The organism is Zoogloea sp. (genome assembly GCF_023150065.1).
GTDB lineage: Bacteria > Pseudomonadota > Gammaproteobacteria > Burkholderiales > Rhodocyclaceae > Zoogloea.
Genome location: NZ_JAKLLN010000001.1, coordinates 56948 through 83596 on the forward strand (window position 1 = coordinate 56948; position 26649 = coordinate 83596).

The 26649-nt window shown below is 69.7% G+C and carries 24 protein-coding genes; 20 read left to right on the plus strand and 4 right to left on the minus strand.

All coding sequences use genetic code 11. From position 1 onward, the window contains the following. The first annotated feature begins 45 nt into the window (after positions 1 to 45). On the plus strand, positions 46 to 765 hold the full coding sequence (locus L6Q67_RS00270) for an ABC transporter ATP-binding protein (RefSeq protein ID WP_296563425.1): 720 nt from the start codon (positions 46 to 48) through the stop codon (positions 763 to 765). Between the two features lie 9 nt (positions 766 to 774). On the opposite strand, the gene hpnE is transcribed toward L6Q67_RS00270, so the two are convergent. From hpnE to hpnC, 3 genes are read right to left on the minus strand one after another with little or no spacing between them, the layout of a single operon-like run. Next, positions 775 to 2100, minus strand: a complete 1326-nt coding sequence (gene hpnE / locus L6Q67_RS00275; RefSeq protein ID WP_296563428.1) for a hydroxysqualene dehydroxylase HpnE — start codon at positions 2098 to 2100, stop codon at positions 775 to 777. Then, entirely contained in the window at positions 2097 to 2933 is an 837-nt protein-coding gene (gene hpnD / locus L6Q67_RS00280) for a presqualene diphosphate synthase HpnD (RefSeq protein WP_296563430.1), read from the minus strand. The genes hpnE and hpnD overlap by 4 nt, the downstream gene beginning before the upstream one ends. 5 nt (positions 2934 to 2938) lie before the next feature. Then, positions 2939 to 3760, minus strand: coding sequence for a squalene synthase HpnC (gene hpnC / locus L6Q67_RS00285; RefSeq protein ID WP_296563434.1), 822 nt, complete (start codon positions 3758 to 3760; stop codon positions 2939 to 2941). A 78-nt stretch (positions 3761 to 3838) separates the two neighbouring features. Between hpnC and L6Q67_RS00290 the strand changes: the two genes are divergently transcribed. The 3 genes from L6Q67_RS00290 to L6Q67_RS00300 are packed head-to-tail and all read left to right on the plus strand — an operon-like array spanning position 3839 to position 8048. Beyond that, the gene (locus L6Q67_RS00290; RefSeq protein ID WP_296563437.1) at positions 3839 to 4492 is read left to right on the plus strand and encodes an ABC transporter ATP-binding protein; all 654 of its coding nucleotides are present in this window, start codon (positions 3839 to 3841) and stop codon (positions 4490 to 4492) included. Further along, a complete protein-coding gene (locus tag L6Q67_RS00295; protein ID WP_296563439.1) occupies positions 4489 to 6981 on the plus strand; it encodes an FtsX-like permease family protein in 2493 nt (830 codons plus the stop codon). Before L6Q67_RS00290 ends, L6Q67_RS00295 begins: the two co-directional genes overlap by 4 nt. After that, entirely contained in the window at positions 6981 to 8048 is a 1068-nt protein-coding gene (locus tag L6Q67_RS00300; RefSeq protein ID WP_296563442.1) for a lipocalin-like domain-containing protein, read from the plus strand. Before L6Q67_RS00295 ends, L6Q67_RS00300 begins: the two co-directional genes overlap by 1 nt. A gap of 114 nt (positions 8049 to 8162) precedes the next feature. On the opposite strand, the gene L6Q67_RS00305 is transcribed toward L6Q67_RS00300, so the two are convergent. Further along, a complete protein-coding gene (locus L6Q67_RS00305) occupies positions 8163 to 9314 on the minus strand; it encodes an ABC transporter substrate-binding protein (protein WP_296563444.1) in 1152 nt (383 codons plus the stop codon). Between the two features lie 226 nt (positions 9315 to 9540). Between L6Q67_RS00305 and clpB the strand changes: the two genes are divergently transcribed. The 16 genes from clpB to L6Q67_RS00385 all read left to right on the plus strand — a co-directional run bounded on the left by clpB (position 9541) and on the right by L6Q67_RS00385 (position 26582). Beyond that, complete coding sequence (clpB, locus tag L6Q67_RS00310; protein WP_296563446.1) at positions 9541 to 12120, plus strand: ATP-dependent chaperone ClpB; 2580 nt, start codon at positions 9541 to 9543, stop codon at positions 12118 to 12120. Positions 12121 to 12299: 179 nt separating this feature from the next. Beyond that, positions 12300 to 13247, plus strand: coding sequence for a dialkylrecorsinol condensing enzyme (locus tag L6Q67_RS00315; protein WP_296563449.1), 948 nt, complete (start codon positions 12300 to 12302; stop codon positions 13245 to 13247). Then, on the plus strand, positions 13237 to 14373 hold the full coding sequence (locus L6Q67_RS00320; RefSeq protein WP_296563452.1) for a beta-ketoacyl-ACP synthase III: 1137 nt from the start codon (positions 13237 to 13239) through the stop codon (positions 14371 to 14373). The genes L6Q67_RS00315 and L6Q67_RS00320 overlap by 11 nt, the downstream gene beginning before the upstream one ends. Continuing rightward, positions 14373 to 14768 carry a hypothetical protein gene (locus tag L6Q67_RS00325; RefSeq protein WP_296563455.1) on the plus strand — a complete coding sequence of 132 codons (396 nt, stop codon included), beginning with the start codon at positions 14373 to 14375 and terminating at the stop codon, positions 14766 to 14768. Before L6Q67_RS00320 ends, L6Q67_RS00325 begins: the two co-directional genes overlap by 1 nt. Continuing rightward, positions 14765 to 15751 (plus strand): BtrH N-terminal domain-containing protein, encoded by a 987-nt coding sequence (locus L6Q67_RS00330; protein ID WP_296563460.1) that lies wholly within the window; start codon positions 14765 to 14767, stop codon positions 15749 to 15751. The genes L6Q67_RS00325 and L6Q67_RS00330 overlap by 4 nt, the downstream gene beginning before the upstream one ends. Then, complete coding sequence (locus L6Q67_RS00335; RefSeq protein WP_296563463.1) at positions 15751 to 16680, plus strand: ABC transporter ATP-binding protein; 930 nt, start codon at positions 15751 to 15753, stop codon at positions 16678 to 16680. The genes L6Q67_RS00330 and L6Q67_RS00335 overlap by 1 nt, the downstream gene beginning before the upstream one ends. Next, on the plus strand, positions 16680 to 17849 hold the full coding sequence (locus tag L6Q67_RS00340; protein WP_296563467.1) for an ABC transporter permease: 1170 nt from the start codon (positions 16680 to 16682) through the stop codon (positions 17847 to 17849). The genes L6Q67_RS00335 and L6Q67_RS00340 overlap by 1 nt, the downstream gene beginning before the upstream one ends. Before the next feature lie 7 nt (positions 17850 to 17856). Continuing rightward, on the plus strand, positions 17857 to 18126 hold the full coding sequence (locus L6Q67_RS00345) for a phosphopantetheine-binding protein (protein ID WP_296563470.1): 270 nt from the start codon (positions 17857 to 17859) through the stop codon (positions 18124 to 18126). After that, entirely contained in the window at positions 18123 to 19199 is a 1077-nt protein-coding gene (locus L6Q67_RS00350; protein WP_296563473.1) for a beta-ketoacyl synthase N-terminal-like domain-containing protein, read from the plus strand. Before L6Q67_RS00345 ends, L6Q67_RS00350 begins: the two co-directional genes overlap by 4 nt. Next, positions 19196 to 19801, plus strand: a complete 606-nt coding sequence (locus L6Q67_RS00355; protein WP_296563475.1) for a hypothetical protein — start codon at positions 19196 to 19198, stop codon at positions 19799 to 19801. The genes L6Q67_RS00350 and L6Q67_RS00355 overlap by 4 nt, the downstream gene beginning before the upstream one ends. Then, positions 19794 to 20825 (plus strand): methyltransferase, encoded by a 1032-nt coding sequence (locus L6Q67_RS00360; protein WP_296563478.1) that lies wholly within the window; start codon positions 19794 to 19796, stop codon positions 20823 to 20825. Before L6Q67_RS00355 ends, L6Q67_RS00360 begins: the two co-directional genes overlap by 8 nt. A gap of 110 nt (positions 20826 to 20935) precedes the next feature. Further along, positions 20936 to 21418 carry an OmpA family protein gene (locus L6Q67_RS00365; RefSeq protein WP_296563481.1) on the plus strand — a complete coding sequence of 161 codons (483 nt, stop codon included), beginning with the start codon at positions 20936 to 20938 and terminating at the stop codon, positions 21416 to 21418. Positions 21419 to 21511: 93 nt separating this feature from the next. After that, complete coding sequence (locus tag L6Q67_RS00370; RefSeq protein ID WP_296563485.1) at positions 21512 to 22933, plus strand: PLP-dependent aminotransferase family protein; 1422 nt, start codon at positions 21512 to 21514, stop codon at positions 22931 to 22933. Positions 22934 to 23019: 86 nt separating this feature from the next. Then, a complete protein-coding gene (gene ccoG, locus L6Q67_RS00375) occupies positions 23020 to 24378 on the plus strand; it encodes a cytochrome c oxidase accessory protein CcoG (RefSeq protein WP_296563488.1) in 1359 nt (452 codons plus the stop codon). Positions 24379 to 24414: 36 nt separating this feature from the next. Further along, positions 24415 to 26091: a nitrite/sulfite reductase gene (locus L6Q67_RS00380; protein ID WP_296563491.1), complete on the plus strand. Its 1677-nt coding sequence runs from the start codon at positions 24415 to 24417 to the stop codon at positions 26089 to 26091. Next, positions 26088 to 26582: a DUF934 domain-containing protein gene (locus L6Q67_RS00385; RefSeq protein WP_296563494.1), complete on the plus strand. Its 495-nt coding sequence runs from the start codon at positions 26088 to 26090 to the stop codon at positions 26580 to 26582. The genes L6Q67_RS00380 and L6Q67_RS00385 overlap by 4 nt, the downstream gene beginning before the upstream one ends. Positions 26583 to 26649: the final 67 nt, after the last annotated feature.

Here is a 26649-nt window from a genome sequence, read left to right on the forward strand (position 1 = left end):
CGGCGTTTCGCTGAACCTATTGCCCTGGGCACACTCCACATCACCATGCTGACCCGAACCTCCCAAGACTCCACCTCTGCCGCCGCCGCCCTCGATCCGGTGGTCGAGGTGAGCGGCCTCTCCCGTGCCGTTGCCGCCGATGACGGCAGCACCCTGCGCATTCTCGACGACGTGTCCTTCCGCATTCTGGCGGGTGAGGCGGTGGCCATTGTGGGTGCCTCCGGCTCCGGCAAGTCCACCCTGCTTGGCCTGCTGGCCGGGCTGGACGAGCCGAGCGGCGGCAGCGTGACGATCCGCGGCCAGAATCTGTTTGCCCTCGATGAAGACGGGCGTGCGGCCCTGCGTGGCGCCTGCGTCGGCTTCGTCTTCCAGTCCTTTCAGCTGCTCCCGGCGCTCACCGCGCTGGAGAACGTGATGCTCCCCCTGGAGCTGGCCGGTCGCGGCGATGCCCGCAAGGAGGCTGAGCTGTGGCTGGGGCGGGTCGGGCTTGGCGCGCGTCTGGGGCACTATCCGCGCCAACTGTCGGGCGGAGAGCAGCAGCGGGTGGCGGTGGCCCGCGCCTTTGCGCCCCAGCCGGCCCTGGTACTGGCGGATGAACCCACCGGCAACCTGGACGTGGCGACCGGCGATGCGGTGATCGAACTGATGTTCTCCCTCAATGCCGAGGCCGACACAACGCTGGTGCTGGTGACCCACGACAACGCCCTGGCCGCCCGCTGTGGCCGGACGCTGCGCCTGGCCGGGGGGCGGCTGGTGGAGGGGTGAGGGAGGGCCTCAGCCCATCAGCAATGAGCCTTCCTTCAGCCCGCAGCGTTTGAGGATGCTGCGGGCTGTGCCAACGCCACTGCGCACGGCGGCCTCGAGGGTGGCGGGGTAGGAAGAGTCCACGTAGTCGCCGGCCAGCCAGATGCCCGGCTCCGGTGTGGCGGCAGCGGGCCGGACCAGGCCCGGCGTGCACGCAAAGGTGGCGCGCTTTTCGGTAATGGTCTTTGACCACCTGAGCGGGGGCAGGGGGCCCAGTGCATGCTGCAGCTCGGCCACCAGCGCGATCTCGAGCGCCTCCCGGCCGATCTCCTGGTGTGCTCCCCGGGCGCTGATCACCACCCCCACCAGGCCTTCCGGGCCGCCGAGGGCTGCCCGGTCGAAGGCCCACTGACCGTATCCACCGTCCAGACCGATCATCGGCTCGGGAAATTTCACCGGCCCTTCGAAGGCCAGCCAGCTGGTGACGATGGGCTCGTGGTGCAGGGCGTCGATGCAGGCCACCACCGGGGCCATGGCCGGCAGGCCGGCCACCAGCGGGGCGACGTGATAGGGCGCGGTGGCGATGACCACCTGATCGTAGCGGGTGGACCAGGGGTCACCGTCCAGCCGATAGCCACCCTCATGGGCTTCGATGGCCTTGATGGGCTCGGCGGTGCGCACCTGATGGCCGCGCATGGCCAGCCAGCGGGACGCGGGTACCGGAAACAGCTCGGAGAGATCGACCCGCGGGATCAACAGGTCGGAGGCCGAGGCCGCCGCGGCCAGGCTGTCTTTCAGAACGGTGGCGAAGACCTGGGCCGAGGCCTGATCCACCGGCGTATTGAGGGCCGCCACGCACAGGGGTGCCCAGATCAGGCGCGTGAGGGTGTCGGTCTGGCCGCTGTCCGCCAGCAGCCGGGAAACCGGCCGGTCGGGCTCGACGCGGTAGGCCTGGCGTTTGAGCTGGCTCATCAGACGGGCCATGGCACGCTTGTCGGCCCAGCTCAGGCCCTTGGCCCGCAGCAGGCCGATGGCCAGGTGCAGCGGGGCGGGCAGAGGGGCGGCGCGGAGTTCGCACAGGCCGGGGTAGACCAGGGCCAGGCGCCGTGTTTCCAGGACGTTGGGGCGCACCCCCACCAGGCGCAGCATGCGCAGGGTTTCGTCGTAGGCGCCGAGCAGGATGTGCTGGCCGTTGTCCAGCCCGTAGTCGAGCTTTTCGACCACCCGGGCGCGGCCGCCCAGGGTGCGGGAGGATTCAAACAGGCTGACCCGCGCGCCGCCCCGGGCCAGGGTGACGGCGGCCGCGAAGCCGGCGTAGCCGCCACCGATGACGGCCACCTGGGGCGTGGCGCTCATCCCTTGAACCAGGTGGTGCCGGCCAGCCAGATCTTGCGCAGCGGGGTGAGGGAGGTGCGCCGGTCGAGCACCAGGAAGCCGTCGGCCTCGATCTCGTCGAGCAGGCTGCGATAGATGGCGGCCATGATCAGACCCGGGCGCTGGGCCTTGCGGTCTTCGTCGGGCAGCTGGGCAAAGGCCTGGTCGTAGAACTGGCGGGCCCGGGCAGCCTGGAACTGCATCAGCTCGCGGAAGGCGTCGGAGTGCTGACCGTCGAGGATCTGCCGCGCCGGCACATTGAAGCGCTGCAGTTCGTCGATGGGCAGGTAGATGCGGCCACGCCGGGCGTCCTCGCCCACGTCGCGGATGATGTTGGTGAGCTGGAAGGCCAGGCCCAGATCATGGGCGTACTTGAGGGTCTGGCGGTTGGTGTAGCCGAAGATCTCGGCCGACAGCAGGCCCACCACGCTGGCCACCCGGTAGCAGTAGAGGTGCAGGGCCTTCCAGTCCAGGTAGCGGGTCTGCTGCAGGTCCATCTGCATGCCGTCGATGATCTCGAGCAGCTGCTCCCGGGGCAGGTTGAAGCGCTTGCCCACGTCCTTGAGGGCCTGGCCGACCGGGTGCTGGGGCTCGCCGTCAAAGATCTGCGCTACCTGGTGGCGCCACCAGTCGAGCTTGGTCTGGGCGATCTGCATGTCGTGGCATTCGTCCACCACGTCATCCACCTCCCGGCAGAAGGCGTAAAGGGCCGTGATGGCCTGGCGCCGCTCGGGGGGCAGGAACATGAAGCTGTAGTAGAAGCTGGAGCCGCTGCTGGCGGCTTTTTCCTGGCAATAGGCGTGGGGGTCGCTCATGGGAGTCACCGTGTGGCGGCGCGCCAGGCGAGGCGCAGCCAGTCTTTCTTGCCGAGCTTGGGCCGGCGTGCAAACACGTCGTAGCCGTTGGCTTCGATCCTGTCGAGGATGGCGAGCCCGCCCTGGACCACCAGGCGCAGCTCCCAGCCGATGCGGCCGGGCAGGCGTCGGGCGAGGGGGGCGCCTTCGTTCATCATCTGGCGGGCGCGCTGGATCTGGAAGTCCATCAGCGCGGAAAAGTTGTGGGTCACCTGGCCGCCGGCGATACAGGCCTCGGTGACGCCGAAGCGCTCCATGTCAGCCTGGGGCAGGTAGATGCGCTGCTTCTGCCAGTCCACCGCCACGTCCTGCCAGAAGTTGATCAGCTGCAGGCTGGTGCAGATGCGGTCGGACAGGGCCAGGTTGTCGGGGCTGTCGGCCTTGTAGAGGCATAGCAGCAGCCGGCCCACCGGGTTGGCGGAGCGGCGGCAGTAGTCGCAGAGCTCGGCAAAATCAGCGTAGCGGGTCTTGCCCACGTCCTGGCTGAAGGCGTCGAGCAGGTCGCGGAACAGGCCGGCCGGCAGCTTGAAGGCCCGCATGTTGCGCCCCAGGCGCTCGAAGATCGGCACCAGGCTGGGGTCGTCAAAGGGGCGCTGTTGCTCGATGGCCAGCAGGGCCCGGCGGTAGTCGTTGAGGCGCGCCAGGCGCATCACCGGCACGGCATCGCCTTCATCGGCGATGTCATCGGCGCTGCGGGCAAAGGCATAGATGGCCTCGACTGGCTCGCGCAGGTGCGCGGGCAGCAGAAAGGAGGCCACCGGGAAGTTTTCGTAGTGGTCGACGGGCATGGGCGCGCGGAGTATACCCTGCGCGGGTTAAGGCGCCGACCTTGGGAACCGACTGTTCCCGCTCTCCTCTGATACGCCATGCTCGAAATACAAAATCTGTCCCGCCACTTCAATGGTCGCGTGGTGCTGCGGGAGGTGTCACTGCAGCTTCAGCCCGGTGAATATGTGGCCATCGTTGGTGAATCGGGGGTGGGCAAGTCCACCCTGCTCAATCTGGTGGCCGGCCTGGACCGGCCCGATGGCGGCCGCCTGTGCCTGGACGGGGAGGACTACGGCCAGCTCGACGAGGATGCCCTGACCCGCCTGCGCCGGGACAAGCTGGGCTTCGTCTTTCAGGCCTTTCATGTGCTGCCCCACCTGACGGTGAGTCAGAACGTGGCCCTGCCCCTGTGGCTGCAGGGCCTGGATGCGGCCGCGGCGGCAGTGCCGGCCAGCCAGCTGCTCGACGCGGTGGGCCTGGCGGAGCGCGCCGACAGCTGGCCGCGGGAGCTCTCCGGCGGCGAGATGCAGCGCGTCGCCATTGCCCGGGCCCTGGTGCATTGCCCGCGTCTGGTGCTGGCCGACGAGCCTACCGGCAACCTGGACCCGGCCAACGGCGGCAAGGTGCTGCAACTCCTGGCCACGCGCATCCGCGAGGCCGGCGCCATCGGCATCCTGGTCACCCATTCCCTCGAGGCGGCGGCTACCGCCGACCGGGTGCTGCGACTCACGCCGGAAGGCCTGTGCCCATGAGGCTGGCCCCGGTGTTCCTCGGCTCCCTGGCCCGGCGCCGTATGGCCACCCTGTTCTCCCTGGTGGCCATCGTGCTGGGCGTGGCCCTGGGCATGGCCGTGCAGGCCGTGCACGAGGCCGCCCTGAGCGAGTTCGGCCGCGGCCTGCGCACCCTGGCCGGCCAGGCCGACCTGCAGGTGCTCGGCCCGCGCGGGGGCTTCGACGAAGCGCTCTATCCCCTGCTGGCCGCAGCCCCGGAAGTGGCCGACGCCAGCCCGGTGGTGGAAGTCGATGCCCGCCTGGCGGGGCGGGAAGAAAGTCTCAGCATTCAGGGTGTGGATCTGTTCTCCCTGGCCCGGGTCACGCCCCGGCTGTTGCCCCGGGCGGCCGACGAGGGCGAGCGCTTCGCGGCGCTGGCCGACGACGCCCTGTTCCTCACCGAGGGCGCGCGCCAGGCCCTGGGCGTCAAGGTGGGGGAGGTACTGCACTTCCAGGCCGGCGCGGGCCGGCTGGCCCTGCGGGTGGCCGGCGATCTCCCCGGGCTGGACGACGGGCAACGCCTCGCGGTCATGGACATCGCCGGCGCCCAGTGGCATTTCGGCCGACTCGGGCGCTTGACCCGCATCGACCTGCGCCTGCGCGAGGGTGTGGCGCCCGAGGCGGCCCGCGCGGCCCTTCAGGCCCGGCTGCCGGCCGGGGTGGTGGTGGCGCTGCCCGAGGCGGCTGAGGACGAGGCCGCCAACCTGTCCCGGGCCTATCGGGTCAATCTGACCCTGCTGGCGGCCATTGCCCTGCTCACGGGGGGCTTCCTGGTGTTCTCGGCCCAGGCTCTTTCCGTGGTGCGGCGGCGCACCGAGTTTGCCTTTCTGCGGGCCGTGGGCCTGGCCCGGCGCACCCTGTTCGGCTGGCTGCTGGCCGAGGGGGCGGTGGTGGGGCTGCTTGGCGGGCTGCTCGGCGTGGCCCTCGGCCATGCCCTGGCCTGGGGCGCGCTGGCGGTACTGGGCGGCGATCTGGGGGCCGGCTACTTTTCGGGGCTCAGCCCGCGACTGCAGTTCCAGCCCGGGGTGAGCGCGCTGTATGTGCTGCTGGGCATGGTCGCCGGTCTGGCGGGCGCCTGGCTGCCGGCCCGTGAGGCCGCCACCGTCTCGCCGGCCCGGGCCCTGAAGGCCGGCGACGAGGCCAGCGTGGGCGGCGGGCAGGGCCATCCGCGCCTGGGCCTGGCCGTGCTGGTGGCAAGCCTGCCCGCCTGCCTCATTCCACCGCTGGAGGGGCTGCCCCTCGGGGGCTATCTGGCGGTGGCCTGTCTGCTGGCCGGCGGCGTGTTGCTGCTGCCGGCCCTGGCCGCCGTGCTGGCGCGCCTGCTGCCTCAAGACGGCCCCGTTTCTGCGCGTCTGGCTGCCGCTCGCCTGTCGGCGGCGCCGGGCCACGCGGTGGTGGCGGCTGCCGGGGTGCTCACCAGCGTGGCCCTGGCGGTGGCCATGGCCATCATGGTGGCCTCCTTCCGGGATTCGGTGGACCAGTGGCTGGGCCAGATCCTGCCTGCCGATCTTTATGTGCGCGCGGGCCGGGCCAGCGGCAGCGGGCATCTGGATGAGGCCCTGCAGGCCCGCATCGCCGCGCAGCCCGGCGTGGGCCAGGTGGACTTCATCCGCCACGACACCCTGCGCCTCATCAGCGGCCAGCCGCCCGTGGCCCTGATCGCCCGCCCGGTGGCGGCAGACGGCAGCGACCTGCCCCTGGTGGCGCGGGCGGGCGGCGCGGGCACGCTGCCGCGCGTCTGGATCTCCGAAGCGCTGCAGGATCTCCTGGGCTGGTGGCCGGGCCAGCAGGTGGCGCTGCCCCTGGCCGGCCGCAGTGTGCCGGTGGCGGTGGCCGGCGTGTGGCGCGACTACGCCCGCCAGACCGGCGCGGTGATGATCGGTCTGGCCGACTACCGGCAGCTCACGGGAGACAGGCTGGCCAACGATGCGGCGGTGCATCTGGCCTCCGGCGTCCGGGCGGACGATATTGCCGATGCCCTGGCCAGCCTGGCTGGCCCCGGCGCCCTGGAGATCGCCCGGCCCGGTGAGATCCGCGCCATCAGCCTGCGTATCTTCGACCGAACCTTCGCCGTCACCTACCTGCTCGAGGCAGTGGCCGTGGCCATCGGCCTGGCCGGCGTGGCGGCCAGCTTTGCAGCCCTGGCAGCGGCGCGGCGACGGGAGTTCGGAATGCTCCGCCACCTGGGCCTGACCCGTCGCCAGATCGGCGCCATGCTGGCCCGGGAAGGGGCCCTCGCCGCGGGGGTGGGGGTGCTCGGTGGCATGCTGGTCGGCGGGGCCATCGGCCTGGTGCTGATCGAGGTGGTCAATCGCCAGAGCTTCCACTGGAGCATGGACCTGCACGTGCCCTGGCTGTCCCTGCTGTTCTTCGGCGCCGGGCTGGTGGCCCTGGCCGCGGTGGCGGCGGTGCTGGCCGGCCGGCAGGCCATGGGGCAGAGCGCTGTGCTGGCCGTGCGGGAGGACTGGTGATGCAGCGCCGCCGCTTTCTGCTCGCCCTCGCCGGCCTCGCTGCCGCACCCGCCGGCGCCGTGGAGTTTGCTCCGGTGCTGCCCGGCCGTCGCCTGGCCTTCCCGGCCGATCACGGTGCCCACCCGGATTTCCGCACCGAATGGTGGTACGCCACCGGCTGGCTCAAGCTCCCGGACGGCAGCCCGCTGGGCTTCCAGGTCACCTTCTTCCGGGTGCGCACCGGCCTGGGTGAAGGCAACCCCAGCGCCTTCGCCCCGCGCCAGCTGGTGCTCGCCCACGCCGCCATCGCCGACCCGCGCCTGGGCCGCCTGCGCCACGACGAACGTTCGGCCCGCGTCGGCCCGGGCCATGCCGGCTTCGACACCGGCACCACCCGCGTCTGGCTGGGCGACTGGCGCTTCGAACTGGGCCCCGGGGGCTACCACGCCCGCGTCCAGGGCGCGGATTTTGCCTACCAGCTCGACCTGCAACCCGACGGCCCGCCGCTGCTGCAAGGGCAGGCCGGCTTCAGCCGCAAGGCCGCCGACCCGCGCCACGCCAGCTACTACTACAGCCGCCCCCAGTTACGGGTCAGCGGCCAGCTTACTCTCGACGGCACCGCCCAGCCGGTCACCGGCCAGGCCTGGCTCGACCACGAATGGTCCAGCGAACTGCTCCCCGAAGGCGCCCAAGGCTGGGACTGGATCGGTCTCAATCTGGACGACGGCAGCGGGCTGATGGCCTTCCGTCTGCGCGACGCCACCGGCAAGGCCCTGTGGTCCTCCGCCACCCTGCGCCCCGCCGGCCAGAGCGGGCAGGTGCTGCCACCCGAGGCCGTGCATTTCACCCCCCTGCGCCAATGGCACTCCCCCCGTTCGGGCATCGACTGGCCAGTGGCCTGGCGGGTGCAGGTGGGTAGGCGCCTGCTGGAGCTGCAGCCTTTGATCGATGACCAGGAACTCGACAGCCGACGCTCCACCGGGGCGATCTACTGGGAAGGGGCGGTGCGGGCGCTGGAAGGCGGGCGCGAGGTGGGGCGGGGGTATCTGGAGATGACGGGGTATGGGAAGCGGATTCGGGTGGGGTAGGGCGGGGAATGCTGCGGCCTGAGCTTCGTCTGGAAGCGGAACGGCGCAATTAGCAGACCATCATCCCTCGATGAAGATAAAAGGAGCATTGGGCGCTTGCGCTAGCCTTGATGCTCAGAACATCAGCCTGCACCCCCGCCCGACAATACTGATATCCACAAAGTTCGACCCGGTGTGCCGGGTGGGGGAGAAGTCCACCGTGTAGCCGCCCACGTCGTAGCCCTTGAGCCCATCGAGGGCCTGGACGAGTTTGGGGCGGGTGGGGGTGGGGCCGGCGCGGCGGATGGCTTCGAGGACGACCCGGGTGGTGACGTAGGCTTCCAGGTGGAAGATGCTCGGCCGGGTGCCGGGCTCGCCGAATTTGGCCATGTCTTCATGGAAGCGCCGGACGACCGGGATGGCGCTGTTGCCGAGGTTGGGCATGACCTGGGAGATGACTACGCCGCGGGTGGCTTCTTCGCCGGCCACCTGGCACAGGGTCTCGGCGTTGCCGTACGAAGCGGTGGCGAGCTGGGCGGGCAGGCCGCCATTGCCGCTCCGGTAGGCCTTGAGGAATTCGCCGGCCAGCTGGGCGGGGATCACCATGTAGATGATGTCGGGCTTGGCGGCGACCAGGGTCTTCACGGCGCCGGGGAGGTCGGCCTTGCCACCCAGGGGCAGGGCGACCCGGGCGACGATCTGCTGGGATCTGCCGCGGAACAGGGATTCGAGGGTGTTCAGGCCGGCGGTGCCGAAGGGGATGTCGGCATAGGCCACGGCGACGCGCTGCTGGCCGGTGGTGGTGGCGTGTTCGGCGAGCTTGCGGTATTGCTCCAGATCGCCGGCGCGCACGTGGTAGACGTAGGGATTGACGGGGGTGCGCAGGGGTTCGGCGCCGGGGATCACGCCTATGACCGGAAACTTCTGGGTTTCGGGAAACTGTTCGGCCAGCAGGCGTGTCATGGCCGGGGAGCCGACGGTCATCAGCGCGGCCAGGGCGTCGGAGGCGGCGGCTTCGCGGAAGCGGGCGAGGGCGGTGTCGGCCTTGTACTCGTCGTCCAGGTTGCGCAGCACCAGCTGCTTGCCGTGGATGCCGCCAGCGGCGTTGGCGGCCTTCAGGGCCACGCGGATGCCGGTGTTGTATTCGCTGGCTTCCCGGGTGGCGGGGCCGCTGAGGGGGGCGACGTGGGCGAGGGCGATCTCGCCGGCAGCGGGGGCGGCCTGGGCGAAGGCTAGGCTGGCACCCAGCATGCCTGCACGGAGCAGGGCGCTGCGGATTCTTGTCATTGTCTCGTCTCCTTGGGGCGCACGGAGCCCGGGCGTGGCGGGCGATGGCGGCGGGGCTGGCGGATGCCCCTGTTGTTGTCGGACAGCCCCGCATCATACTTTTGTTAAAGACATTTGCGTATGCCGCCGGGCGGGCCGGCAGATGCCCCGGCGGCATTCACCGCCTTCGACTTGAAAGCCCGGTTTCACCCCCCATGTAGGCCTCAGACCAGAATCCGGAGGCCTTATGCGCTACGACAAGTTCACTACCAAGTTCCAGCAAGCCCTCAGCGAAGCCCAGAGCCTCGCCGTGGGCAACGATCAACAGTTCATCGAGCCCCAGCACCTGCTGCTGGCCTTGCTGGCCCAGGATGACGGCAGCACCGCGTCCTTGCTGCAGCGGGCCGGGGCCAATGTGGGCGGCCTGAAGGCGGCGCTGATCAAGGCGCTGGAGCGCCTGCCCAAGGTGCAGGGGCACGGCGGCGACGTGTCGGTGGGACGCGATCTGGGCAACCTGCTCAACCTCACCGACAAGGCCGCCCAGCAGCGCGGCGACGAGTTCATCGCCAGCGAGATGTTTCTGCTGGCCTTGGCCGACGACAAGGGCGAGACCGGCCGCCTGCTGAAGGAAAACGGGCTGACCAAAAAGGCGCTGGAGCAGGCCATCGACGCCGTGCGCGGCGGCCAGAATGTGGGCAGCGCCGATGCCGAGAGCCAGCGCGAGGCCCTCAAGAAGTTCTGCGTGGATCTCACCGAGCGCGCCCGCCAGGGCAAGCTCGACCCGGTGATCGGCCGCGACGACGAGATCCGCCGCGCCATCCAGATCCTGCAGCGCCGCACCAAGAACAACCCGGTGCTGATCGGCGAGCCGGGCGTGGGCAAGACGGCCATCGTCGAGGGCCTGGCCCAGCGCATCGTCAATGAGGAAGTGCCCGAGACCCTGAAGGGCAAGCGCGTGCTGGTGCTCGACATGGCCGGGCTGCTGGCCGGGGCCAAGTACCGGGGCGAGTTCGAGGAGCGCCTGAAGGCGGTGCTCAACGACATCGCCAAGGACGAAGGCCGCATCATCCTGTTCATCGACGAGATCCACACCATGGTGGGCGCCGGCAAGGCCGAGGGCGCCATCGACGCCGGCAACATGCTCAAGCCGGCCCTGGCCCGCGGCGAGCTGCACTGCATCGGCGCCACCACCCTGGATGAATACCGCAAGTACATCGAGAAGGACGCCGCCCTGGAGCGCCGCTTTCAGAAGGTGCTGGTGGATGAGCCGACGGTGGAGTCCACCATCGCCATCCTGCGTGGCCTGAAGGAGCGCTACGAGCTGCACCACGGCGTCGAGATCACCGACCCGGCCATCGTCGCCGCGGCCGAGCTGTCCAACCGCTACATCACCGACCGCTTCCTGCCCGACAAGGCCATCGACCTGATCGACGAGGCGGCGGCGCGCATCAAGATGGAGATCGACTCCAAGCCCGAGGTGATGGACAAGCTCGAACGCCGCCGCATCCAGTTGGAGATCGAACAGCTGGCGGTGCAGAAGGAGAAGGACGAAGCCTCCCAGAAGCGCCTCGGCCTGATCGAGGAGGAGATTACCCGCATCAAGAAGGAGTACTCCGATCTGGAGGAAATCTGGAAGGCCGAGAAGTCGGCGGTGCAGGGCTCCGCCCACATCAAGGAAGAGATCGACCGCATCAAGGCCGACATCGCCCGCCTGCAGCGGGAAGGCAAGCTCGAGAAGGTGGCCGAGCTGCAGTACGGCCAGCTGCCCCAGCTCGAAGCCCAGCTCAAGAAGGCCGAAGCCAGCGGCGACGCCAGGCCGGCCAACAAGCTGCTGCGCACCGAAGTGGGCGCCGAGGAGATCGCCGAGGTGGTGTCCCGGGCCACCGGCATCCCCGTGTCGAAGATGATGCAGGGCGAGCGCGACAAGCTGCTGAAGATGGAGGCCCACCTGCACAACCGGGTGATCGGCCAGGACGAGGCCGTGCGCCTGGTGTCGGACGCCATCCGCCGCTCCCGCGCCGGCCTGTCGGACGAGAACCGGCCCTACGGCTCCTTCCTGTTCCTCGGCCCCACGGGCGTGGGCAAGACCGAGCTGTGCAAGACCCTGGCCGAGTTCATGTTCGATGCCGAGGATCACCTGATCCGCATCGACATGAGCGAGTTCATGGAGAAGCACTCGGTGGCCCGCCTGATCGGGGCGCCTCCGGGCTATGTGGGCTACGAGGAGGGCGGCTACCTCACCGAGCAGGTGCGGCGCAAACCCTATTCGGTGATCCTCTTCGACGAGGTGGAGAAGGCCCACCCGGACGTCTTCAACGTGCTGCTGCAGGTGCTCGACGACGGCCGCATGACCGACGGCCAGGGCCGCACGGTGGACTTCAAGAACACCGTGATCGTGATGACCAGCAACCTGGGTTCGCAGATGATCCAGCAGATGTCCGGCGATGATTACCAGATCATCAAGCTGGCGGTGATGGGTGAGGTGAAGACCTACTTCCGGCCCGAGTTCATCAACCGGATCGACGAAGTGGTGGTCTTCCACGCCCTCGACGAGAAGAACATCGCCTCCATCGCCCGCATCCAGCTGGGTTACCTGGAGAAGCGTTTGGCCAAGCTCGACATGCACCTGGACGCCAGCGATGCAGCCCTGACCGAACTGGCCCGTGCCGGCTTCGATCCGGTCTTCGGCGCCCGTCCGCTCAAGCGCGCCATCCAGGAGCACATCGAGAACCCCCTCGCCAAGCGCATCCTGGAAGGGCAGTTCGCCGCCAAGGATACGATCCGGGTGGACTGCGACAACGGCAGGATCGTGTTCACCAAGGTCTGATCGCCGGCCTTTGAATACGCCGCCGCCCGGTCTCCCCGGGCGGCGGCGTGGCTTTGGGGCGCCGCGGGGCGGCGGCAAGATTGCCGGCTGACATGCCCAGGCAATAGAATGCGGCTATTGAAACGCGCCCTCAGATCTCCCCAGTGTCGAACGAATCGCATCACGCTGCACCCAGGCCCATGAAGCGTGCGCTGGTCGTCGTTTACACACAGACGGGCCAGCTGTCCGCCATTGCCGAGCGCCTGATCGAACCCCTGGTGGCCGAGCCCGGCATCGCACTGCGGGTGGCGCAGCTCCAGCCCCGGGCGGCGTTTCCCTTTCCGTGGCCGTTCTTCCGCTTTCTCGATGCCTTTCCCGAATCGGCGCTGATGCGCCCCGGCGAGATCGCACCCCTTGAACTCCCCGCCGACGAATCCTACGACCTGGTCATCCTGTTCTACCAGGTGTGGTTCCTTGCCCCCAGCCAGCCCGTGGCGGCCTTCCTCCTCGGTGACGAGGGCCCCCGCCTGCTGCGCAACAAGCCGGTGGTCACGGTGGTGGCCTGTCGCAACATGTGGATGATGGCCCACGACCGGGTCCGGGCACGGCTGGCCGAGATCGGCGCCCGGCACCTGGACAACGTGGTGCTCACCGACCGCGCCCCCACCCTCGCCACCCTGCTCACCACGCCCCTGTGGTTGCTCACCGGGCGCCGCCAGCCGGTGCCCTGGCTGCCCGCCGCCGGCGTGGCCGAGGACGACATCCGGCGCAGCATCCGCTTTGGCCGGGCGCTGCGCGACGCCCTGCTGGACGATCGGGAGCAGGGCACGGCGCCGCTGCTGTCCGGGCTTGGCGCCGTTCAGGCCCGCCCCGAGCTGCTCGTCAGCGAACGGGCCGGCAGCCGCAGTTTCCGCGTCTGGGGTACCCTGCTGCACTGGGCCGGGCGGCCTGGCGCCTGGCAGCGCCTGCCCCTGCTGGCCTTGTACCTGGTCTTCCTGGTGGCCATCATCCTGACGGTGGTCCCGGTCTCCCTCGCCTTACAGGCGTTTTTGCGTCCCTTCCTGCGCCGCCATCTCGACGCGGTGAAGGCATCCTACGAGCAGCCCTCGGGCTCCGGCCTTGAACGCCTTGCCCACTATGATTTCTGACGTCTTCATCACCGGTTCGGCCGCCTATCTGCCCCTCGAGCCGGTTCCCAACGAGCGCATCGAGTCCATCCTCGGCATGGTCGGCGGCAAGCCCTCCCGGGCGCGGCGCATCGTGCTGCGCAACAACGGCATCAAGACCCGCCACTACGCCCTCGACCCCCTCACCCGGGAGCCGGTGATGACCCACGCCCGGCTCACCGCAGAGGCCATCCGCGCCCTGGGCGATGTCGGCCCGGTGGATTGCCTGGCCACCGGCACTTCCCATGCCGACCAGCTCCTCCCCGGGCATGGGGTGATGGTCCATGGCGAGCTGGGCTGGCCCCAGCTGGAGGTGGTGTCCCTGGCGGGCATCTGCCTGTCGGGTACCGCCGCCCTCAAGTACGCGGCCATGAGCGTGGCCTCCCGCAGCGCCCGGCGCGCCATCGCCACGGGTTCGGAGCTGGTCTCGCCGGTCATGCGGGCGAGCCATTTCGAGGCCGAAAGCGAACACCTGGCCCGGGAGATGGAGGCGCGCCCCGAGATCGCCTTCGACAAGGAATTCCTGCGCTGGATGCTCTCCGACGGGGCCGGCGCCCTGCTGCTGGAGCCGACGCCCCGGCCGGGGCAGGTTTCGCTCCGGGTGCACTGGATCGAGCTGTTCTCCAACGCCCACCGCCTGCCCGCCTGCATGTATGCCGGCGCCGAGAAGGAATCCGACGGCGGCCTGCGGGGCTGGGTGCGTTTCCCGGTGACCGACTGGGCCTCCCGTTCCATCTTCTCCCTCAAGCAGGATGTCCGGCTGCTCAACGAACACGTCGCTCCGGTCACCCTCACGGATCCCATCCACGCCCTCCAGGCCCGCCATGGCCTCCGCCCCGAGGACGTGGACTGGTTCCTGCCCCATATCTCGTCCCTGTATTTCGCCCCCATCCTCGAACGCACCCTGGCGGACATCGGCTTCCCCATCCCCACCTCCCGGTGGTTCACCAACTTGGTGGACAAGGGCAACACGGGTTCCGCCTCGCCCTACATCATGCTCGACGAGCTGATGCGCTCCGGGCGCATCCGCCCGGGCCAGAAGCTCCTGCTCTACGTGCCCGAGAGTGGGCGCTTCTCCAGCGGCTTCGTCTTCCTGGAGGCGGTCTGATGGACGTGCAGGACGTGCCCCAGGATGGCAACGCCACCCTCGGCGGCCATCGCAAGGCCGTCTATGCGCGGGGCGCGGGTGGCACGATTGTGGCGGTGGAGTCCGCCGGCTGGGAGGCCGAAGAGATCGTCACCCTCCAGGCCGTGGATGTCTTCGATGCTTACACCGAGGCGGCCCGGGCCCGGGTCGTGGCGGGCCAGTCGTCGCCCCTGGAATACTGGATGTACGCCCGCCGCATGGACATCGCCACCTTCGCCCAGAGCTGCGGGGTGTGGCGCTGGCGCATCCGTCGCCATTTCCGTCCAGCGGTGTTTGCCCGGCTGTCGCCGGCGCTGCTGAATCGCTACGCCGCCGCCCTGGGCATCGCCCCGGAAACACTGCGGGCCTTGCCATGAGTGCGGACTTCCAGCACCGCCACGCCGCCCACTGCGAAAGCGGCACGGTGGCCAATCTCCTCAACCACCACGGGCTGCCCATCGGCGAGCCTATGGCCTTCGGTCTCGGCGGCGGCCTCAGCTTCGCCTACCTGCCCTTCGTGCGCATCCAGGAGATGCCGCTGATCGCTTACCGGGTGCCGCCCCGGGCGATCATCCGGGGGGTGCGCAAGTCCCTCGGGGTGCGCTTCCGCATCGAGCGCTTTGCCAGCGTCGCGGCCGGCGAGGCGCGCCTGGATGCGCTCCTCGATCAAGGGCAGGTGGTGGGCCTGCAGACCTCGGTTTACTGGCTGCCCTATTTCCCCGAGGACATGCGCTTCCACTTCAACGCCCACAACCTGGTGGTTTACGGGCGGGAAGGGGACGAGTACCTGATCAGCGACCCGGTGGGTGAGCACCCGGTGCGCTGCCACCGGGACGACCTCAACCGGGCCCGCTTCGCCAAGGGCATGCTCGCCCCCAAGGGCACCCTGTACTTTCCCGTCGATGTGCCCGGGCGGGACATCCAGCCCAAGGCCATCCGCCAGGCCATCCACCGGGTTGCCTGGAGCATGCTGGCGCCGCTGCCCATCTTTGGCGCAGGCGGAATCAAAGGCCTGGCCCGCAGCCTGGCCAGGCTCGATCGCACCCGGCCGGACAGCCTGCGCCTGGTAGGCCACATCGTGCGCATGCAGGAGGAGATCGGCACTGGCGGCGCCGGCTTCCGCTTTCTCTACGCGGCCTTCCTCCAGGAGGCTGCCCAGCACGCGGAGCGCCCGGCCCTGGGCGAGTTTGCCGAGCGCCTGATGGACATCGGCGACGCCTGGCGGGCCTTCGCCCTGGCCGCCGCGCGCATGGTGAAAGGGCGCGACCCCTTTGATCCGCCGGCCCTGGCCGAACACCTTTTTGCCCTTGCGGCGGCCGAGAAGGGCTTCTTCACCGAGCTGAAGGCCGCGGTGTCCTGATGCTGCAGGTCCGCGGGCTCCACTATCGCTATCCGGCAGCGGCGGCGCCGGCCCTGGTGGATTTCAGCCTGGAAGCCCGGCGCGGCGAGATCCTCGGCCTGCTCGGGCCCAACGGGGCCGGCAAGTCCACCCTGGTGGCCCATCTGGCCGGTCTGCTTCAGGCCGATGGCGGGCAGATCGAGGTGGATGGCGAAGCCCTTGCCGCGCTGCGCCGCCGCACGCCCGGCTGCATCGCCATCGCGCCCCAGGACTTTGCCTTCTATCCCATGCTGAGCGTGGCCGAAAACCTGCGCTGCTTCGCCGCCGCCAGCCGCCTGTCCGGCGCGGCAGCCCGGCAGGCCATCGCCCGGACCCTCGCCGCCACCCGCCTCGAAGACTTTGCCGGCACCCGCGCCGAGCACCTCTCCGGCGGGCTCAAACGGCGCCTCAACCTGGCCATCGCCCTGCTGCCCACCCCCGCGCTGCTGGTGCTGGACGAGCCGACGGTGGGCGTCGACCCCCAGTCCCGGGCCTTCCTGCTGGACACCGTGCGTGCCCTGGCGGCCTCGGGCATGGGGGTGATCTACGCCAGCCACTACATGGAGGAGATCGAAGCGATCGCTGATCGCGTGGTGATCGTCGACCACGGCCGGGTGCTCTGCCAGGGGAGCCTGGCCGAACTCCTGGCCCAAGCCCGCGGGCATGTGGAGCTGCAGCTCGAAGTGCCCCTCGATGCCGCAGCCCTGAAGGCCCTGGCCGGTGAGATCGACGGCCGGCTGGAGGTGGCCGGCGTGCACCTGAAACTCGAGCTCGCCGCCGACGCCTCGCCGGTGGCGGCGCTGGCCCGCATCGAAGCCCGGGGAGGGCGCATCCGCGATGCCCGCTTCGGGCGTCACAGCCTGGAGCGCCTGTTCATGCGCCTGACCGACACCCGGCTGCGGGATCACTGATGCTGCGTGCCCTGATCCGCAAGGAGCTCCTCGCCCTGCTGCGCGACCCCCATGCCCTGGCGGCCCTGTTCGTGATGCCGGCGGCCTTCATCGTGATCATGTCCCTGGCCCTGCAGAACCTCTACGCGCCCCCCCTGCGGCAACTCGCCTATGCCATCGACAGCGCAAAGGACAGCCCCGCGGCCCGGCGCATTAGCGCCACCTGGGCAACGGCCCACGGCAGCCCCAGGCCCCTGCCGGCCACACCCGGCGAGGTCGACGAGGCCCTGCGCCAGGGGCGCCTGGCCTATGTGCTGACCCTCGACGCCAGCCTGGCCGACGCCCTGGGCGAGCTCGATCCGCCCCGCGCCCCGGTGGTCCGTCTGCGGGTCGAGCCGGGCCTCGATCAAGGCGCTTTCCGTACCCTGCAGGCCGAACTTGCCGGCGCCGTGGGTGAGCTGCGGGCGGCCCTGTTGCAGGCCAGCCTCACCGGCGAGAGCCCCCGGGGCAGCCAGTCCATCCTGCCCTTCATGGCCGTCGAGCAGCTGGGCCGCGCCCTGCGCCCGGTCAGCGCCGTGCAGCAGAACGTGCCGGCCTGGCTGGTCTTCGGCATGTTCTTCGTGGTCACCGCCATCAGCAGCCTCTTCGTGCAGGAGCAGCACAGTGGAGCCCTGGCCCGTCTGGCGGCGCTGGGCGTGCCCGAGCGTATCCAGATCCTCGCCAAGGCCTTGCCCTATGTGGGCATCAATGCCATCCAGGCAGCCCTGATGCTGACGGTGGGCTGTGCCCTGATGCCGCTGCTGGGCGGCGAGGCCCTGTCCCTGGCGGGCATCCACTGGCCGGCGCTGCTCATGATGCTGGCCGCCACCAGTGTGGCTGCCATCGGTTTTGCCCTGCTGCTCGCCTGCCTGGTCCGGACCCACGCCCAGGCCAACACCCTCGGCCCCCTGTGCAATCTGCTGATGGCCGCCCTGGGCGGCATCATGGTGCCCACCTTCGTCATGCCCGGGCTGATGCAGCAGCTGGCCCGCCTGTCGCCCATGAACTGGGGCCTGGAAGGGCTGCTCACCGTGCTCCTGCGCCACGGTGATGTGGCCGAGGCGGCCCCCTGGGCCCTGCGTCTGGCCCTCTTCGGCATCCTCGGGCTGGCCCTGGCGAGCCGGCTTTTTTCCCGCAGAATCACGCCCTGAATACACCATGCACACCCCCGACCCCGCTTTCATCCAGGCCCTGAAGCAGCTGATCCTGGAGGCCGCCGACAAGACCGAGCCCGCCGGTGGGCTGGCCGACGACGAGATCCTCTTCGGCCCGGACTCGCGCCTGCAACTGGACTCCCTCGACGCCCTGCAGGTCTCCATGGCCATCCAGAAGCGCTACGGCGTGCGCATGCCCGACAGCAAGGAGACCCGCCGCGCCCTGGCCTCCCTGTCCACCCTCGCCGCCCACCTGGCCGAACGCCTGTCGTGAGTGTTGCCGGCAGCTACCTGCAGGGGCGTGGGCTGGCCTGCGCCCTGGGGCTGGACCTGCCCCGTGCGCTGGCCCGCCTGGCCGCCGGTGGCGTGCGCCCCGCGATGTTTGAGAGTGCCCCGGATGCCTTCTTTCCGGCCTTCACTATCCCCGATGCCGATCCGGACTGGCACGCCCGCGGTCGCCGGCTGGTGCGTGCCGCGGTGGCGGAGTGCGGCCCGGTGGACCGCAGCGCGCCGCTCTTTCTGGCGTCCTCGTCCCTCAACGTGGGGGCGCTTGAACAGGGCTCGCCCTTCCTGCCCGACTGCCAGCGTTTCGCCGAGGACGTGGCCGGATGGCTGGACTGGCGCGGGCCGGTGTTCTGGGTGTCCACCGCGTGCACCTCGTCCATCGTGGCCCTGCTCAGCGCCCACCGCCTGATTGGCGCCGGGGAGGCGGATTCGGCCCTGGTGCTCGGGCTGGAGCTGACCAACCGCTTCAGCAGCGCCGGCTTTGGTGCCCTGCAGCTCCTCGATCCGCAGGCGCCGCGCCCCCTGGCGGCAGATCGGGCCGGCCTGGTGCTCGGCGAGGCCGTGGCGGCGGTCTGCCTCGGGCGCAAGACGGCCCGCTGGCGACTGCGCGGCGGCGCCAACCGGGTCGATGGCAGCAACCCGGCCGGGGCCTCCCGCCATACGGTCGAGCGCATGGTGCACGCTGCCCTGGCGGATAGCGGCATCGGCGCGGCCGAGGTGGATCTGATCAAGCTCCAGGCCGCCGGCAGCCCCCACAACGACGCGGAAGAGATCGCCGGGCTCAAGGCGGTCTTTCCCTGTCTGCCCGCGCTGGGCACCCTCAAGGCCAGCATCGGCCACACCCTGGGCGCCGCGGGCGCGGCCGAGCTGGCCCTGCTGACGGCCTGCATCGACGCCGGGATATGGCCCGAGCCGCCGGGCTGTGCGCCCGATCCCGATCTGGCGGTGGCCCTCGCGCCCCGTCGTCCGCCACGGCTGCGTTTCATCCTCGCCCAGATCCTCGGCTTTGGCGGTGGTCATGCAGCCCTGGTGCTCGAAGACTGCCAGGAGAGCCTGTCATGAAGCTTTGGCGCATCGTCGGCCGTCACTTTGACGATCCGCCCCCGGACGACTGGCGCCAGCGCCTCGCCACCCGCCTGGGCGAGCGCCCGCGGCGGGTGGGGGCGTGGGTCGAGCTGGCGCTCTACGGTGCCCTCCAGTGTCTGGACGACGCCGGTGAGGCCGGCCTGCCCGACGCGGCCCTGCTCAGCCTGTCCACCCTTCACGGCCCGGACATCGCCCTGCGGGCGGCCCTGGCCGAGGCCCATGACGGCCTGCCCCTGCCCATCGGCTTTCTCACCAGCCAGCCGGGCCAGGCGCTGCCGGCCCTGGCCCGCTACCTGAACTGGCACGGGGAGGGGCGCTGCCTGTCCAGCCGTGCGCCGGCCCTGGCGCTGCAACTGGCCTGCATCGAGGCCGGCCCGGCGGGCCTGCTGGCCGGCTGGGTGGACGAGGACGGGCCCGGCCGCAGCCTGTGGTTGCGGCTGCTGCCCGAGCCCGGCCCGGCGCCAACCCTGGTCGGCGGCGTGTTCGAGACCCTGGCCGATCCGGCCGTGACCCACCTGGCCCTGACCGGTGCGCAACTGCACCTGGGCCGTTCACCCCTGGAGCGCGCCCATGGCTGACGACTTCATCAGCCCCGAATACATCCTCAGCATCGGCACCGGTTTCAGTGCCGCCAAGACCCTGCTCAGTGCGGTGGAGCTGGACGTGTTCACCGCGCTGGCCCGCCAGCCCGGCAGCGCCGCCGACCTGGAGCAGCGTCTGGGCCTGCACCCCCGCTCGAGCCGCGATTTTCTGGATGCCCTGGTGGCCCTGGGCTTCCTGGAGCGCCAGGACGGCATCTACACCAACACTCCGCCGGCGGCCCGCTATCTCGACCGGGAGAGCGAGTCCTGCATCGCCGCGCTGCTGGAGATGGTCAATCAGCGCCTCTACCTCTACTGGGCCAATCTCACCGATGCCCTCAGAACCGGGGCGCCGCAGAACGAGCTGAAGCAGGGCGGCGAGACCCTGTTCTCGGCCCTCGCCGCCGATCCACACCGGCACCGCCAGTTCCTGAGCGCCATGACGGCCCTGTCGCGGGGGGCCAACCAGGCCATCGCCCGCAAGTTTCCGTGGGGCAATTACACGCGCTTCGTCGACCTCGGCACCGCCCAGGGCGATCTGGCTGCCCAGGTGGCCATCGCCCATCCCCACCTGCGTGGCACCGGCTTCGACCTGCCCACGGTCGCCCCCATCTTTGGCGATCACACCACCCGTCTGGGGGTGGCGGAGCGGGTCGGGTTCATGGCCGGAGACTTTTTCCGTGATGCACTGCCAGCCGCCCAGGTGATCGTGATGGGGCACATCCTGCATGACTGGGACCTGCAGGAAAAACGCTTCCTGATCGCCAAGGCCTACGCGGCCCTGCCGCCCGGCGGCGCCCTGATCGTGTATGAAGCCATGATCGACGACGCCCGGGAGAGCAGCGTCCAGGGGCTGCTGATGAGCCTTACCATGCTGATCGAGACCCGGGGCGGGTTCGACTACAGCGCGGCGGACTGCATCGGCTGGATGACGGAGGCGGGCTTCCAGGGCTGTTACCGGGAGAGGCTGACCGGGGCGGATGCCATGGTGGTGGGCTTCAAGGGGCAGGCTATTCCATGATCGTGAATAGCTTTTTAACCTTTCCTTCGCGCATCCCGCGGAGTACGCCCGATTAAGCCGGTATACTTGCAAGGTTTGATTTCAACCTTGACCTAGAAAGGAATTTTCCTATGCAAGAAGACGACGACAACCAGAACCTCGTACTGGGCATCCTGTTCGGCATCATCGCCCTGGTGATCGGCCTGGTGATCGGCCTGACCGTTTACGTCACCGGCCAGACCAATACCAAGACTGCTCCGGTTGCCGCCGTGGCCGAAGTGCCCGAGATCGCCGAAGTGGGCGAAGCCCTGGCGAAGCTCTACTTCGACTCCGGCAAGGCTGATCTGCCCGCCAATGCCGCCGATGAAGTGGCCAAGGTCGTCGCCAAGCTGCAGGAAGATGCCAGCAAGATCGTGCTGATCTCCGGCTACCACGACGAAACCGGTGGCGCCGCCGTCAACGCCGAAGTGGCCAAGGCCCGTGCCGTGGCCCTCAAGGACGCCCTGATCGCTGCCGGCGTGCCGGCCGACAAGGTGGCCATGCGCAAGCCCGCCGTGACCCTGGGTGGCACCGATGCCGCCGAGGCCCGCCGCGTGGAAGTGCGCGTGCAGTAAGCAGGACACTGCGCTGTGCCAGAAAAGCCGGGCTTGCCCGGCTTTTTGCATTATGGGGCGGCCCATCGGCGTGGGCTGCTACCATCGCCCCCCATGAGTCTCTACCAGACCCTCGCCGAAGACACCGCCCGGCTGATCGCCGAGGGCGTGCTGCGCCCCGGAGACCGGCTGCCCTCGGTGCGCCAGACCTGCCGCATCCACGGCATTGCCCCGGTGACCGTCACCCAGGCCTATCACCTGCTGGAGAGCCGGGGCCTGATCGAGGCGCGGCCCAAGTCGGGATACTTCGTGCGTGCCCGCCTGGGGCAGCGCCTGCCCGAGCCGGAGATGAGCCGCCCGGTAGGCCATTCCACGGCCCTGGAGGTGAGCGACTTCATCTTCGAGATCCTCGATAGCGTCAAAGATCCGGCCGTGGTGCCGCTGGGCTCCAGTTTCCCGAGCCCGCGGCTGTTCCCCCTGGACAAGCTGGGGCGTTTCCTGGCGGCCGCGGCACGGCATCTCGACCCCCTGTCGACGGTCACCGATCTGCCGCCGGGCAACGACGAGCTGCGCCGCCAGCTGTCCCTGCGCTACCTGGCCCAGGGGGCCCGGGTGTCGCCTCAGGAGATCGTGGTCACCTCCGGGGCCATGGAGGGGCTCAACCTGTGCCTGCAGGCGGTGACCCGCCCGGGCGACCTGATCGCCATCGAATCCCCGACCTTCTACGCCGGCCTGCAGGCCAGCGAGCGCCTGGGGCTGAAGGTCATCGAGATCCCCAGCCACCCCCGGGAGGGCGTCAACCTGGCCGCCCTGGAGGATGCCCTGCGCCATCACCCGGTGAAGGCCTGCCTGCTGATGCTCAACTACGCCAACCCCACCGGCAGCCGGGTGCCCGACGCTCGGCGCCAGGCGCTGATTGAACTCCTCGACCGCCACGCGGTGCCGCTGATCGAGGACGACGTGTATGCCGAGCTCTACTTTGGCGCCGGGCCGCCCCTGTGCAGCAAGGCGGTGGACCCCAACGGCCGGGTGATGCACGTGTCGTCCTTCTCCAAGTGCCTGGCGCCGGGCTACCGCATCGGCTGGGTGGCGGCGGGGCGCTACGCCGGCCTGATCCAGCGCCAGAAGCTGTCGACCAGCCTCGCCACCACGGTGCCGGTGCAGATTGCCCTGGCCGAATACCTCAAGCATGGTGCCTACGAGAACCACCTGCGCCACCTGCGCCGCACCCTGGCCGCCCAGGAGGCCGCCCTGGTCGAGGCGGTGGAGGCGTATTTCCCCGTGGGTACGCGCCTGGCCCGGCCCGAGGGGGGCTACTTCCTGTGGGTCGAGCTGCCCCGGCGGGTGGATGCCCTGGCGCTGCACCGCCAGGCGCTGGCCCAGGGCATCAGCCTGGCTCCGGGGCCGATCTTTTCGGCCAAGCGGGAGTTCGGGCACTGCATCCGCCTCAACTTTGGCCACCCCATCGACGAGCGGGCCCGGGAGGCCGTGAGGGCCCTCGGCCAGCTGCTGGCGGAGCAGGGCGCTGGGGCGTAAATCTGTGTCTATGAAAAACGATACAGGCTGAATCTGTTTCCATTTTCATCCGGGTGATCTACTCCTTCCCCAGGAGGAAAGCCCGAATGAACAAGCCAGTCAGCAAGGTCCGCGAGGCCAAGCTCGAGTTGTACCGCAAGAAGGGAAAGATCCACGCCCGCGAGGTGAAGGGGCGCTTCAACACGCTCCGCTGGGGCATGGTGTGGTTCACCCAGATCATTTTTTACGGGGCCTGCTGGCTCCAGTGGGATGGGCGCCAGGCCCTGTGGTTCGACATCCCCCACGAGAAATTCCACCTCTTCGGCCTGGTGCTGTGGCCCCAGGACGCCCTGCTGCTGGCCATCGCCCTGATCCTGGCGGCCACCGGCCTGTTCCTGGTCACGGCCCTGGCGGGGCGGCTGTTCTGTGGTTTTGCCTGCCCGCAGACGGTCTATACGTCCATCTTCATGTGGATCGAGACCCGCGTGGAGGGCGACCATCTGGCCCGCCTGCGGCTCGACCAGGCGCCCATGGGGCTGCGCAAGCTGGGGCTGCGGGCCGCCAAGCATGCTCTGTGGCTGCTGTTTGCTGCCTGGACGGGGATCAGCTTCGTCGGCTATTTCACCCCGATCCGTGAGCTCCTGCCGGCCCTGGCGGGCTGGAGCGTGGGGCCCTGGGAGGGCTTCTGGGTGGTGTTCTACGCGCTGTTCACCTACCTCCAGGCCGGCTTTGCCCGGGAGGCGGTGTGCCAGCACATGTGCCCCTATTCCCGCTTCCAGGGGGTGATGTTCGACGCCACCACCCGTACGGTGAGCTACGACGCCGGCCGGGGCGAGCCCCGCAAGGGCAAGGGCGGCGGGGATTGCGTGGATTGCGGCATCTGCGTGCAGGTGTGCCCCACCGGCATCGACATCCGTGACGGCCTGCAGTACCAGTGCATCAACTGCGGCCTGTGCGTGGATGCCTGCGACGAGGTGATGACCCGCGTGTCCAGGCCCCTGGGCCTGATCCGCTTCGCCTCGGAGCAGGAGCTGGCCGGCCAGCCCCGGCGCGGCGGGCGCCCCCGCCTGGCGGTGTATGGCGGCCTGATCGGCGTCTTTGTGGCCCTGGGGGCCTGGACGGCGACCCAGCGCTCGCTGCTGCTGGTGGATGTGCTGCGTGACCGGGGCAGCCTGGCCCGGGAGGCCAGCGACGGCCGCATCGAGAATGCCTACACCCTCAAGCTGGCCAACCTGGCCGAGATGCCCCGGAGCTTCGAGGTGGAGGTGAGCGGCCTGCCGGGCATCGAGCTGGTGGGGGCCCGGCGCTTTGCCGGCGAGGCCGGCAGCATCCGCGCGGTGCAGGTCACGGTGGCGGCGCCGGCCGATGCGGGGCCGGCGGGCGCCCGGCCGATCACCTTTCAGGTGCGTGCCACCGACGACCCGGCGACCCGGGTCACCGAGAAGAGCACCTTCGTCCTGCCCTGACCCCGATCCCCGACCCCCTGAACTGCCGAGATCACCATGTACCGATACAAGCAAACCGACCAGCGTCTGGTGGAAGACCGGGTCGCCCAGTTCCGCGACCAGATGACCCGCTTTCTGGACGGGCGCCTGGGGGAGGACGAGTTCCGCCCCCTGCGCCTGCAGAACGGCCTTTACGTGCAGCGCCACGCCCCCATGCTGCGGGTGGCGATTCCCTACGGCACCCTGGCGGCCTATCAGCTGCGCACGCTCGCCGACATCGCCCGGCGCTTCGACCGGGGCTACGGCCACTTCACCACCCGCTGCAACATCCAGTTCAACTGGGTGCGCCTGGAGGAGGTGCCAGACATCCTGGCCGAGCTGGCCGCGGTGCAGATGCACGCCATCCAGACCTCGGGCAACTGCATCCGCAACATCACCACCGACCCCTTTGCCGGGGTGGCGGCCGACGAGCTGTTCGACCCGCGGCCCTACTGCGAGATCGTGCGCCAGTGGTCCACCCTGGCGCCGGAGTTCCTGTTCCTGCCGCGCAAGTTCAAGATCGCCTTTGCCGGCGGGGCGGAAGACCGGGCCGCGGTGCGCTTCCACGATATCGGTGCCGTCGCCCGGGTGGCCGACGATGGCCGGATCGGCTTCGAGATCTTCGTTGGCGGCGGGCTGGGGCGCACGCCCATGGTGGGGCGCTCCATGCGCGACTTCCTGCCCCGGGAGGAGCTGCTCAACTATTTCGAGGCCATCCTGCGGGTGTACAACCGCCATGGCCGGCGCGACAACAAGTACAAGGCGCGTATCAAGATCCTGGTGAAGGACCTCACCCTGGAAGGCTTCGTCCGCGAGGTGGAGGACGAATGGGCGTGGACCCGGGGTGGGGCGGGCTGCATCAGCGACGCGACCTTCCGGGAGATGGAGGCCTTCTTTGCCCGACCGGCGCCTGAGCCCGCCAGTGACGACGACTCCGCTTATCTCGCTGCGCTGGCCGGCAACCGGGCCTTTGTCCGCTGGGTCGAGCGCAATGTCTCCGCCCATCGGAAGCCGGGCCACGCCATCGTCACCTTGTCCCTCAAGAAGACCGGCGTGCCCCCGGGCGACGCCACGGCCGAGCAGATGGACGGGGTGGCCGAGCTGGCGGAGCGCTTCAGTGCCGGCGAGATCCGCGTCAGCCACGAGCAGAACCTGGTGCTGCCCCACGTTGCCCGGCGGGATCTGCCGGCCCTGTGGGAGGGGCTGCGGGCCCTCGGGCTGGCGACGCCCAACATCGGGCTGCTCACCGATCTGGTGTGCTGCCCCGGGGGCGATTTCTGCTCCCTCGCCAATGCCCGCTCCATTCCGGTGGCGGCGGCCATCCAGCAGCGCTTCGATGATGCGGATTACCAGTTCGACCTGGGGCCGCTGGAGCTCAACATGTCGGGCTGCGTGAATGCCTGCGGCCACCATCACATCGGTCACATCGGCATTCTCGGCGTGGATAAGAACAACGAGGAGTGGTACCAGGTGACCCTGGGCGGTCGGGAGGGGAGCAGGGCGGCCCTGGGCCGGGTGATCGGCCCGTCCTTCGCCGCCGGGCAGATTCCGGACGTGATCGCGCAGCTGCTCGAGGTGTATGTCGGTGTCCGCCATGAGGGCGAGATCTTCATCGATGCCCTGGAGCGGGTCGGCCTGGAGGCCTTCAAGGCACGGGTGTACGGGAGCGAGCGGGCACAGGGAGCCGAGGCATGAGCACCCTGATCCGTGACGGCAAGGTCGTTGATGAACACTGGGCGTGGGTCACCGCCGATATGCCGGAGCCGCCTGACGGGCCTGCGCCGCAAGGGCGCGTGCTGCTGCCGCTGGCGCTGTGGCTGGCCCGGCCGGCCCCGCTGCCCGGGCGGCACACCGGCGTTTGGCTCGGCCCGGACGACGCGCCGGAGGCCTTGCTCCCCTGGCTGGCAGATGTGCCCGTGGTGGCCATCCACTTTCCGCTCTTCACCGACGGGCGGGGCTATTCCCTGGCCCACCTGCTGCGCCGGCGCCATGGCTATACCGGCGAGTTGCGGGCGGTGGGGGATGTGCTGGTGGACCAGCTCGCCCTGATGGCCCAGTGCGGTTTCGACAGTTTCAGCCTGCGGGCCGACCAGCCGCCGGCTGCAGCCCTGGCTGCCCTGGCCGGCGGGCTCCGCTCGCCCTGGCCATGCCCTGATTTGAAACAGCGTCGCGAGGTGGGGCTGTAACACTTGTTCATAGTCTGAACATGGTGCATCGCGACATTCACGGTCTGCTGCAGTTTGTGGCGGCTGG